Source organism: Intestinimonas sp. HCP28S3_D6, assembly GCF_052065695.1.
Taxonomy (GTDB): domain Bacteria; phylum Bacillota; class Clostridia; order Oscillospirales; family Oscillospiraceae; genus Intestinimonas.
This window is the reverse complement of the sequence record NZ_JBQHTM010000150.1, coordinates 1-566: the sequence shown is the minus strand read 5'-3', so window position 1 is coordinate 566 and position 566 is coordinate 1. Positions and strand designations below refer to the sequence as shown.

The following is a 566-nucleotide window of genomic DNA, read 5'->3' as shown; positions in this document are numbered from 1 at the left end:
TATTGCTTCGGCAGTATCTGCCGGGGACTTCTTTTTGTCTCACGCACCCTTGGCGGTGGACTGACCTTTCGGCTGTGGCAGTTCCACACAGCCAATGTCATTGTAGTGGATTTCTACTGTCTGCTGAGCGTGCTTGCTCCACTTCACGTCCTTTTCGTGGACCACGATCTTTTGGATGAACAGCCGCAGCATCTCCGGCGTTAGCTCCTGGATGTCCGTGTACCGCTTTGCCAGGGAGATAAAGTGGTCGGTGCCGGACACCTGCTCCCGCAGCCTCTGGATGGCAGTTTCCTTTTCCGGGATGGCCCTGTTCAGCACTTCCATCTCCTGGGTGTAGCTGCCGGAGAGCGTCTGGAACTGCTCCGCTGTGATCCGCCCCAGGACGCTGTCCTCATAGAGCCGCTTGAAGATGCTGTTCAGCTCCTTACTCCGCTTCTTCATAGCGGCCAATTCCCGTTCCAGCCCACGCATCTCTTTTCGGATCTCCGCAGACTGTCTGCTGCCGATGTATGCGGCAAACTCCTGGGTGTGCTCCCTGGCCATTGCTGTCACCCGCCGCAGATCCT

At 57.4% G+C, this 566-nt stretch carries 1 protein-coding gene; it reads right to left on the bottom strand.

The annotated features are described in order from the left end of the window. Window positions 1–39: 39 nt before the first annotated feature. A partial coding sequence (locus ACTNBK_RS17180; protein WP_441147914.1) for a DUF4368 domain-containing protein occupies window positions 40–566 on the bottom strand: 527 nt, incomplete at its 5' end.